Source organism: Actinoallomurus rhizosphaericola (assembly GCF_024055675.1).
GTDB lineage: Bacteria > Actinomycetota > Actinomycetes > Streptosporangiales > Streptosporangiaceae > Actinoallomurus > Actinoallomurus soli.
In genome coordinates this window covers 60,194-70,531 of record NZ_JAMXMW010000034.1, presented here as the reverse complement: position 1 = coordinate 70,531, position 10,338 = coordinate 60,194, and the positions used below count along the sequence as shown (strand labels likewise).

8 protein-coding genes are annotated in these 10,338 nt (G+C 68.5%); all 8 read right to left on the bottom strand.

The features are described 5' to 3' along the window. Nucleotides 1-7: 7 nt before the first annotated feature. A complete protein-coding gene (locus NE234_RS46215) occupies nucleotides 8-268 on the bottom strand; it encodes a winged helix-turn-helix domain-containing protein (protein WP_406567142.1) in 261 nt (86 codons plus the stop codon). A 63-nt stretch (nucleotides 269-331) separates the two neighbouring features. Beyond that, a complete protein-coding gene (locus NE234_RS42805; protein ID WP_252786906.1) occupies nucleotides 332-1,708 on the bottom strand; it encodes an MFS transporter in 1,377 nt (458 codons plus the stop codon). Between the two features lie 16 nt (nucleotides 1,709-1,724). Continuing rightward, the gene (locus tag NE234_RS42800; protein WP_252786905.1) at nucleotides 1,725-3,839 is read right to left on the bottom strand and encodes an MMPL family transporter; all 2,115 of its coding nucleotides are present in this window, start codon (nucleotides 3,837-3,839) and stop codon (nucleotides 1,725-1,727) included. Nucleotides 3,840-4,144: 305 nt separating this feature from the next. Beyond that, entirely contained in the window at nucleotides 4,145-4,822 is a 678-nt protein-coding gene (locus NE234_RS42795) for an RraA family protein (RefSeq protein ID WP_252786904.1), read from the bottom strand. 18 nt (nucleotides 4,823-4,840) lie between these two features. Then, on the bottom strand, nucleotides 4,841-6,919 hold the full coding sequence (locus NE234_RS42790) for a hydantoinase/oxoprolinase family protein (RefSeq protein WP_252786903.1): 2,079 nt from the start codon (nucleotides 6,917-6,919) through the stop codon (nucleotides 4,841-4,843). Next, a complete protein-coding gene (locus tag NE234_RS42785; RefSeq protein ID WP_252786902.1) occupies nucleotides 6,916-8,595 on the bottom strand; it encodes a hydantoinase B/oxoprolinase family protein in 1,680 nt (559 codons plus the stop codon). The genes NE234_RS42790 and NE234_RS42785 overlap by 4 nt, the downstream gene beginning before the upstream one ends. Next, entirely contained in the window at nucleotides 8,585-8,944 is a 360-nt protein-coding gene (locus NE234_RS42780) for a DUF4387 domain-containing protein (RefSeq protein WP_252786901.1), read from the bottom strand. The genes NE234_RS42785 and NE234_RS42780 overlap by 11 nt, the downstream gene beginning before the upstream one ends. Beyond that, nucleotides 8,941-10,329 carry an acyclic terpene utilization AtuA family protein gene (locus NE234_RS42775; RefSeq protein ID WP_252786900.1) on the bottom strand — a complete coding sequence of 463 codons (1,389 nt, stop codon included), beginning with the start codon at nucleotides 10,327-10,329 and terminating at the stop codon, nucleotides 8,941-8,943. The genes NE234_RS42780 and NE234_RS42775 overlap by 4 nt, the downstream gene beginning before the upstream one ends. Nucleotides 10,330-10,338 lie beyond the last annotated feature (9 nt).

The window sequence follows — 10,338 nt, the reverse complement described above, 5'->3', positions numbered from 1 at the left end:
GTGTCACTCATGAGGGGTCCTCGCCAGTAGGAGGGATGATTTGGGGTGAGCTGGCACAATCAGTTCCGGAGCGTCGCTCCGATTTCGAATATACGGAGCAACGCTCCGCTTGGCAAGCCTGGAGGTGGATGTGCACCTCCACCGCGGCGAGACCGCCGTCGTACGCGCTGTCCCAACAGTGTTCGAGCAGTTCCGCCTTGGACACCACCCGCCCCCGTTGGCGCATCAGGTACTCCAGCACGGTCACCTCCCTGCTGGTCGACTCCACCGGAGCGTCATCCCGGGTGACGGGCGGGGTCGTCCTCGACGATCAGGATGCGCACGGTGCCACTTAGATCGTGTCGAGCCGCAGCTTGTTGGTGCGCGGGCCGAGTATGCGGACCGCGACGGCCATCACCACCAGCAGCAGGGCGCAGCCGGCATAGAGGCCGCCGGGCCCGACTGCGGACAGCAGCAGGACGGCGCCGAACGGCAGCATCGCGCTGATCAGCCGGGACGCGGCGTACGGAATGGCGATGGAGGTGCTGCGGTTCGCGGTGCGGAACAGTTCGGTCTGGTAAATGTGCACGAAGTTGGACTGGATGATGGTGCTGACCGTGGTGGCGATGCCGGCGGCGATCACAACACCGGCGTTGGTGCCGAGGCCGAACACGACGCCGAACACGGCTGCGGCCAGGGTCGACGCGACCACCAGGGTGCGGCGCTCGAACCGCTCGGTCAGCCAGACGGACAACAGGGAGCCCAGCGGGTAGCCAATGGCCGTCAGCGCCGCGTAGGTGAGCGAGTTCGAGAGGTTGAACCCCTTGGACTGCAGGACGATCGGCGCGATCGAGGCGAAGGCGTAGAACCCGACCGGAGTGAAGATCCACATCAGCCACATCAGCAGCGACCGCCTCCGGTACCTGCCTGGGTCCTGCCGCACCGGCGCGGGCGCGACGGGGACGGGCTGGTCGACCGGTGCCCCGGTTTGCCGTTCGATCGACGTGAGGATGTCGTCGGCCGCCGCGGCCCGGCCGACAGCGGCCAGCCAGCGGGGTGACTCGGGCAGGCGACGGCGCGCCACCCACACGAACAGACCGCCGCCGGCCGCCAGGATCGGCAGCCAGCGCCAGCCGGCCATGCCGAGCACGGGCCCGGTGACGAGCTTGGACAGCACGCCGGCCACCGGAACGGCGGTGAGCCCGAGGGTGTAGCTCCACGCGATGTACCGGCCCCGCCACGGCGCGGGCAGCAGCTCGGACAGGTAGATGTCCAACAGTGTCAGCTCGGCGCCCAAGCCGACCCCGGTGAGCATGCGCAGGAGGAGGAACGCCGACAGGTTCGGGGCGAACGCGGTGGCCAGCGACAGGACCGCGTAAGCGACCAGGTTGATCTGGAACAGCGTGCGGCGGCCGAACCGGTCGGCCAGCGGCGCCAGCAGCAGCGACCCAAGCATCTCCCCCACGAACGCCGCTCCGACGACCAGGGACTTGTCCACAGTGGTCAGGGACCACTGGGTGCCGAGCAGGACGCCGAAGAAGCTGCCGAGGGCGACTTCGAAGAAGCAGAAGAACGCGCCCAGTCCGATCAGGACGGCCATTCTGCGGTGCCACCGGGACATCGGCAGCCGGTCCATGCGGTCGCCGATCGTCAGTGGTGGGAGGTCGGGCCGGTCGGTGTCCGTGTCCCGGTCGAGCGGGCCACCCGGTGTGGGCGATGGCTCTGTCATGTGAGACTTCCTCAGGTCAGGCGCCGACCGGTTGCTTCGTGACGGTCGGCGGTTCCGGTGCGTTGGTCGGCGGAACACGGAGCAGGCGGGCCAGTCGGTCCGGTAGCCACCAGTTCCAGCGACCCATGAGCGCCACCAGGGCGGGGACGAGCAGGGTGCGCACCACCAGCGCGTCGACGAGGATGCCGAAGCCCAGGCCGGTGGCGATCATTTCGACGACGACGTCCGGGGCACTGGACAGTGAGCCGAACGAGATGCCGAGGATCACCGCGGCACAGGTGACCAGCCGTCCGGTGCGGGCCAGGGCGCCGACGATCGCGTCATTGGTCGACCCGGTCCGGTCGTACTCCTCGCGCGTCCGGGCGAGGATGAAGACCTCGTAGTCCATGGACAGTCCGAACAGGAACGCGAACGACAGGATCGGGATCCAGTTGCGGATCGAACCGGTCGCGGCGACGCCGTAGAGCAGGTGCGAGCCGATGCCGTACTGCCAGAAGACCACGAGGAAGCCGAAGGACGCGCCGAGTGAGACCACGTTGAGCACGACCGCCTTGACCGCCAGGACGACCGAGCGGAACTCCCTGGCCAGCAACAGGAACGTGAGTACCGCGATCACCGCGAGAACCAGCGGGAAGTTGCCGTACACCGCCGTGGTGAAGTCGGAGTTCTGTGCCGTGTTGCCGCCGACTTCGACGCCGCCGGGCACGCCCGCGAGGGCGGCGCGCAGCCGTGCGACGGTCGCGACGCCGGCCGACGTGCTGCCCTCGTCGGTCGGGATCACGCTGATCAGCGATTCGCCGCCGTGGCGGAACGACGGCGTCGCCGGGGCGAGAACCGTGTAGACGCCGGGTGTCGCGGCGGCGATGGCCGCGGCGCGGTCGGCGGCGACCGGTCCGCCGTGGGTGAGCAGTTGGATCGGGAAGGTGACCGCGCTGGGCACCCCGCCGGCCTCCAGGTTGTGCAGCGTGACGGCGGGTGGCGCGGCGCCGCCGAGTGAGTTGGCGCGTGGCTGGCCGGTGTTCATGACGAGCGCGGGGGCGGCCAGCCCGAGGAGGATGACGAGCCCGGCGATGGCGGCGATCCAGCGGCGGCGCACGATCATGCCGGTCCAGCGCTGCCAGCCTCGGCTGAAGGTCGTCGAGCCACGCCGGACACGGTGCCGGTCCAGTACGGGGCCGCAGGTGGCCAGGAGAACCGGCAGCAGGGTGGTGGCCGCGGCGATCGCGACCAGCGGGATGAGCATGCCGGCCAGACCGACGCTGCGCAGGAACGGCACCGGAAGAATCACCAGCGCGAGCAGTCCGATCGCGACGGTGAGCCCGCTGAGCATGACGGCGCGACCCGCCGTGGGGCTCGCCGCGATGATCGCCTCCTGGTTCGACTTCCCCGCCTCGCGTTCCTCGCGCCAGCGGGTGACCAGCAGCAACGAGTAGTCGACGACCACGCCCAGCCCCATCACCGCGACCAGGTACTCGGCGAGGAAGCTGACGTCGGTGAATCGCTCCATGCCGAAGATGAGCAGGAAGGTCGTCAGGATCGACGGAATCGCGATCAGCAGCGGCACGATCGCGATCGCCGACCCGTACACGAACAGCAACACCGCCAGCGCGCCCACCGCGCCTATGACGGTTTCGACCAGGACGCTGGGATTGCCGGCGTTGCTGGGGCCGGTGCTCTGGAGCTGCTCGAATCCGGTGACCGAGACGGTGACACCGGCGGGTGCCGCTGCCTTCAGGGCTGGCTCGATGCGGTCCATGACCCCGGCCCCGGAGGGGATGTCGGGGTTGGGCATGTCGAAGACGGCCCAGGTCGTCCGGTGGTCAGCGGAGATCAGTTTGGGGTTGTGGGTGTTCGCGTAGTCGGCGACCGCGAGATGCCCGGCGCGGTCGGCGGCCGCGAAGGTCCGGGCCGCGATGTTCTGACCGGCCGCGGTGTCCATGCCCGTGCCGGCCGGCAGTGTCAACACGGCGATCGTGGGCTGCTCGTTGCCGTCGATGCCGAACGTCCGCAACAGGTGCAGGTTGGCGTCGTAACCGGACATCCCCGGCGTCGCGAACGAGTGGGTCAGCCGGTTGACCCCCGGTCCGGTGGCCAGCGCGCCGACGACGGTGAGCGCCAGCCAGGCCAGCACGATCCAACCTTTGTGGCGCAAACAGTATCGAGTGACTACATGCATGGGCGCCAGTCTGGCCACCCCTTCCTTACAGAAGGCTTTCACCTGCCTTTTCGCGTGAAAGGATTCGGAAAGGAACGCTCGGCCATCATCGTTCTCGCGAACGATTCGACAGGAGCGGTCGTGATCAGAATTTTCCCTACCCGGGTGGTCGAGACTGCGCCCGACGTGGCGCGCCGTCGTGCTGGTGGCCATCACCCTGCATGCCGTCCCGCACTACCTGGAAGCGGTGCGGCTCGCCGTCGGTCGGGTGAAAACCGCGTTCAATGACGCACCCGCCGAAGCCGCAGCAGTTCCTCGACACTGAAATCGGCTGACCGAGACCAGGTGACGATGTTCTGCTCCTCTTCGCGAATTTCCTCGGCTTTCGCAAAAATGCCGGGGATCGCTTCGGCCGGGATGTTCAGCACGCCGTGCTCGTCCCCGTGCAGGAGATCACCCGGCCGGACCGTCAGGCCGGCGACCGTGACGTCGGTGCCCACGTCGACCAGCCGCATATGAGAACGGGCGACGCACAGGCCGGTGGCGTACACCGAATAGGGAAACGTACGAAGCTCATTGACATCCCGGACCCGGCCGTTGGTGATCAGGCCCTGGATGCGTAGTGCGGCCAGCAGGCTGCCATTGACCTCGCCCAGGAACGCGCCGGCTCCGGCAGGATCGTCGCGGTCTTCCAGGACGACGACGACCGGACCGTCCGTCTCCGCGATCGCGCGGTGCAGTTGGGAGACGGGGATGCCGTCCTCGCCCGCGTCTCGGGCCACCATCCGGGCGGTGACCGCTCGCCCGACCATCGGCGCGGCTCCGGTGACCCGGTGTACAGAGCCGTTGGTGTAGCCCGTGTTGTACGACCGCAGGCGCAGCGCGTCCAGTGCGTTGCTCAGCGCCGGGGTGTCCCAGGCGGCGAGCGCCTCGATCAGTTCGGGGCTGGTGGCCGTCATACGGTTGCTCCTTCGCTGTCAGGGGGCATCGGTGATCAGATCGATGACCAGGTTGAGATGAGGGTCGACGGTCACCGTGCAGTCGGGGCCCACAGCGCAGGACGTTTCGCGTTCCTCGAACAGCACCGGGCCTGCGAAGGTCATTCCGGGCTGGAGCGTGTATCGGTCATACACCTCCACGTCGAGCACACCGAAGCCGGTGAAGTGCACCGCTCGTCGTCCGCGTGCCGCCACCGCCCGCGACGGCTGGTAGGCCAGGCTGACCTCGGTGGCGGGAAGGCGAGCCGACATTCGCCAGTTGATGAACTCGGGTGTGCCGTCGCGGATGGTGCGTCCGAACACCGACCGGTAGGTCTCCACGAACGCCTGTCGGATGTCGTCTTCGTGGCCAGGGCCGAGCATGCCGTCCGGTAGCGCGACGGTGATCTCGAAACCCTGTCCCACGTAGCGCATGTCGGCAGTCCGGGTGATGGCCAGATCGGCGGTGGTGGACCGCTGCAGGAGTCGCCGCGCCCGGGTTTCCATGTCCGTGTACAGGGTGGTGACCCTGTTCCAGTCGACGGCGGTCAGCGGGACCGGATATCCGCGGACGTCGTCCACGGTCGGGGCGGCCACCAGAAACCCGAACGCTGACATGACACCGGCGCCGACCGGGACGATGACCCTCGGGATCTTCAGGCTCTTGGCCAGTTCGTAGGCATGCACGGGACCAGCGCCGCCGAACGCCATCAGGGCGTATCGCCGGGGGTCTCGGCCCCTCTCGGCAAGGTGCATGCGAGTGGCGGCCGCCATGTTCCCGATGACCACATCCTGGATGCCCACGACCGCACTTGACGCGTCGACACCGAGCCGGTCGGCGAGCGCCTGAACGGCGCGCCGCACATCGGGCAAGGTCAGGGCCAGGTCGCCACCGAGGAAGTGGTCCGGGTCGAGGTATCCGGCCAGCAGGTCCGAGTCGGTGACGGTCGGCTGCCGACCACCCCGTCCGTAGGCGACCGGTCCCGGCGCCGAACCGGCGCTGCGCGGTCCCACCTTCAGCAGCCCGAGATCGTCCACGGCGGCCATCGATCCGCCGCCGGCACCGATCTCGATCATGTCGACCACCGTCATCCGGAGCGGGAGTCCCGAGCCGGGCCGGAACTTCTCCGTTCGGGCGGCCTCGAACTCGTGCTTGATGTGCGGACGTCCGTTCTCGACGAGACACATCTTGGCGGTGGTGCCGCCCATGTCGAAGGAGATGACCCGGGGCTCGTGCGCGGCGGTGGCGAGGAATGCGGCCGCGATCGCCCCGGCCGCGGGCCCCGACTCGAGAAGCCGAACCGGAAACGCCTTGGCCTGGTCGATGGTGGTGATGCCGCCCCCGGACAACATGATGGACAGTTGCCCGGTGAATCCGATGCCGGCGAGTTCGTGCTCCAGTTGGTCGAGGTAGCCGTGCACGATCGGCTGGACGTAGGCGTTCACACACGCGGTGTTGATGCGTTCGTACTCGCGGATCTCCGGTGCGACGTCCGCCGACAGCGTGATCAGCAGATCGGGAAATATCTCGTGCACCAGGTCGCGGGCCCGGATCTCGTGCGTCGGATTCGCATACGAGTGCAGGAAGGCGATGGCCAGCGCGTCTATGCCGGACCCGTGCACCAGACTGCGGGCGGCCTTGAGTACCGCCTCCTCGTCCAACGGCTTGTGCTCGGTGCCATCCGCCCGCATGCGACCCGGCACGCCGTGCCGCAGGTGCCGTGGCACGATGGCCGGGGCGGGGCGGGCGTGCAGATCCTCGACGTCGAAGCGGATTTCGCGCCCCATCTCCAGAATGTCGCGGAACCCTTCGTTGGTGATCAATCCGACGGTGGCCCCGGTGCGCTCCAGCACGGTGTTGGTGATCAAAGTGGTTCCGTGCACCACACTGTCGACCCGATCGATCGCGATGCCCGTATCGGCCAGCAGTTGGCTGATTCCCTCGACGATGGCACGGTCGGGTGCTTCGGGGGTGGTCAGTCGCTTGCCGATCGCGGTGACGCCGAGCGCCTCGTCGTGCAGGACGATGTCCGTGAACGTGCCGCCGACGTCGACGCCGATTCGTACGGTCCGGTTCACGGTTCAGACACCGGCCTTTCTGCTCGTATCACCGAATCCGTGCCGTAGTCGCGGATCGCGGCTTCATGGGTGATGAACCCTTCACGCAGGTCCGCGGCGATGGCGGCTCGGTCGCGGCCGGCGGGCGGCCCGTACCCTCCTCCGCCGGCGAAGGAGATGGTGAGGCCGCCACCGGGTCGCACCGCGGACAGCGATTTGAGGGCGCGTACCGCGCCCTCGTCGTCGACGACTCGCGCCACCGCACCCGGCAGCCCGCCGTTGACACCGAGCGCCGGATACTCCGAACGGTCGCCGAGCAGCACGACCCGCAGCGGCGCGTCGGTCGTATTCCTGACCTCGATGTCCTGGCCCAGGCCGCCGCGATGAGTGCCGGCCCCACCTGAGTCGGCGCGGAACTCCTTCTTCTCGAACAGGAGCGGCGCGCTGGATTCCAGGGCCTCGATGCTGCCTCCGCCGGAGTTGGTCGGGAACGCGGTGGTGGGCAGGCCGTCATGCGCCGCGCCCGCGCCCATCCCGGCGCTGGCGAACAGCAGCAGCGCGAACGGCTCCCCCACCGGCGTGCGGCCGGAGAACTGCACCCGCAGTGCGGGCGACCCACCGCTGTCGGCGATCACCCGGTCCGGCAGCACATCGGCCAGGGCGCGGTACACGGCGCAGGACAGCAGATGACCGGTCAGGTGCCGGGCCAGAACCGGCGCGGGGAAGACGGGGTTGAGGATGGAGCCTTGCGGCGCGGTCACCCTGATCGACCGGTACGAACCGTAGTTGCTGCGGGTGAACGGATCGAGCAGGATCTTCAGTGGATAGATCGAGTACGCGGTCGTGTAGTTGAGTGTGCAGTTGATCGCGTACTCCACCTGCGGGGAGCTGCCCGTGTAGTCGACCACCATGTCCTCGCCGCGAACGGTCACCGCGCACTCGATGTGGGTGGGCTGTCCGAGGACGCCGTCCGCCTCGGTGACGGATCGGTAGATCCCGTCGGGGATGGCGGCGATCGCGCGCCGCATGCCGCGGTCCGCGGTCGTGTGCACCGCCGTGGACAGCGCGGCGAAGTCGGCCTGGTCGGTGTCGCAGAGGAATTCCACCGCGCGGCGGCGGCAGACGTCGTTCGCGGCCATCTGGGCTTCGAGGTCACCCCAGACCTGATCAGATAGCCGGACGTTGCTCAACAGCAGCGTGATGAGCTCGTCATTGCGCGTGCCCGCACGCTGGAGGCGCATGGGCGGGATGAGCAGCCCCTCGGACATCAGGTCGGTGACACCCATGCCAGGATTGCCGCCGATGTCGGGCACGTGGGCCGCGGTGCCGGTGAATCCGACCAGCGCGCCACCGTGGAAGATCGGGGTCACCATGGCGATGTCGGGCAGGTGCCCGGTGCCGATCCACGGGTCGTTGGTGATGACGATGTCACCATCGCACCAGGTCTCGACCGGGAATTCCTCCAGCAGATGCTCGGTGAGCACGCTCATCAGCGCGGCGAAGGCCGGGATTCCCGCTCGGCATTCGGCGATCGTGCGGCCCGACCGGTTCATCAGCACGACGGTGTAGTCGTTGGACTCGCGGATGATCGTCGAGAACGCCGTGCGCAGCAGGGTCGTCGCCGCCTCATCGGTGACCGCGACCAACCGGCTCCACCACACCTCGAGCTTGATCGGGTCGAACCCGTCAGTCGTCACGGCCGCGGCCCTTCGCGATCAGGTCATCATCTTCCGTGGGCGGTACGACGACGCCGGCCAGCGGGACGTGGTGCTGCCCTGCGTGCATGTCCCGGTCGTGCAGGCTGCCCTGCACGACCGGGCGGGGGAAGGACACCTTGACCACGCGCAGGTCGGGAATCCGGAAGATCCGCAGCGACTCCGCGGCGACGTGGTACAGCTCGCTGATCAGTTCCGCGGTGATGAGGGCGTCCGCGATCCGATAGGTCCGGTCGTCGGGCATGAACGCCTCGAGGGTCAGCCAGAACGGGCCGGCGTTCTTCGACCGCACCTCGATCGCGAGCTCGCCCAGCGTGCTGGAACCCGTCATCGAGTCACCTCCGGCATCTCCAGGCGGAACAGTTCGGTCGGCGAGTCGACGTCGACGACGTGGTTGAGCACGAACTCGTAGGCCGCGCCCCGGTCGATGTGTGCGGGCGAGGTGGCGAACGCGAAGCTGGGCAGATGGTTCATGGCCGGCGTCGGCAGGTGCAGGAGCAGCGGGTTGGCCAGCTGCGAGATCGCCGTCGCTGTCTGCTGGTCCCGCGCGTTGACCAGCAGCATCACGCCCACCTCCTGGGGCGTCGCCGGCACCGGGTCCAACTCGCCGAGGATCGCGTTGTAGCCGTACAACCGGATGTCGGCGCCCCACTCGTCGGGCCCCAGCCCCAGCACTCGGGCGACCCGCTCAGCCAGCAGCTTGCGCAGCAGTCCGGCCCACTCGTCGATGCAGCGCAGCACCTGCGGGTCTCGGATGCCGACGAATGACACCGTCTCGTATCCGGTGATCACCGCACCCTCCAGCTTGACCGTGTACTGCTCGGCCGGCTCGAACCGAGAACCCTCCACACGCACCACACGGTCGTTGACGGGCGTGTAGCGCGCCTCGGTCACGTCGATCGTGCCGCCGGGTTCGCGCATCCGGTACGGGTCGGCGGTTTCGTAGAGCATGTGCGCGGCCACGGACATCGGCGTGCACGCCGTGTCCAGGTCCAACGGCTCGACAGTGAAGCCGCCGTGGTCGATCCGGGCGAACACGCCACCGGAGCGTGGGTCGGTGGTACACGAACCCCCGCATTCGATGATTTTCGCCGCGTGCCAGGTGGGACCGGGCGGCATGCCGCGCATCAGCGGAACGGCCGCGGACACGGCCGTGTCGGTCGCCCGTCCGGCGAGCACCACGTCCGCACCGGCCCGCAGCGCCTGCTCGATGGGCTCATGCCCCATCACGCCGACGATGTGCACACAGCGGTTGAGTGTCGCCGGGTCGAGTTCGATGCTGGGCGGCAGCGGGTGAATGGCACCCCGGTCGAGCGCGGGCAGCAGGGTCTCGGCGCGCTGTTCGCTGAAGATCTTCGCGACGGTCAGGTCCAGTCCTGCCTCCAGGCAGATCTCGTGCACGATGTCGGCGATCCATTCCACGCCCGAGTCGGTGCCCGAGGTGCCGCAGGAGCCGATGACCAGCGGGATGCCCGCGTCACTCGCGGCCGCCAGGAGTAGCCGCAGGTCGTGCCGCACGGCGCGCTCCGTGGTCTTCGCCCGCCCGGTACCCAGGTAGTAGGGGCCCGAGTCGGTCGAGCCTCCGTCCACGGCGATGACGTCGGGGCCGAGCGAGAGGCCACGGGTGATGGTGTCGGGATGGAAGCCGGCGCCGAGCATGCCGGAGGGCACCAGGATGCCCACGCTGCCGCGCGGTGGACTTGGTTGTCGCGTCATGTCCGGTCT